Here is a 223-nt window from a genome sequence, read left to right as displayed (position 1 = left end):
GCTTGTGCTGCCTGTAGAAGTTGATCAGCTGTCGCTAACTTTTGGATATTATTGAAAGTTTTCGCCTTTAGAAGCGGTTTGCCATCGTCATCCATTCCCACTTGGAACACTAAACGCAGCTTAGACGTTGCTATAATTGCTCGTGCCATCGTAATCACCTCCTTTCACCCCTTTATATATGGAAAAGTAGGCAAAAAGGACAGGGTCATTGAAAATAAATTTT

The 223-nt window shown here is 41.3% G+C and carries 1 protein-coding gene; it reads right to left on the bottom strand.

From position 1 onward, the window contains the following. On the bottom strand, positions 1–149 hold a 149-nt coding region (locus CHI06_RS29255; RefSeq protein WP_095252080.1), incomplete at its 3' end, for a DUF1659 domain-containing protein. Positions 150–223 lie beyond the last annotated feature (74 nt).

Source organism: Bacillus sp. 7884-1, assembly GCF_002272245.1.
In the GTDB taxonomy this organism is placed as follows: domain Bacteria; phylum Bacillota; class Bacilli; order Bacillales; family Cytobacillaceae; genus Neobacillus.
This window is presented reverse-complemented; position numbering and strand designations above follow the sequence as displayed.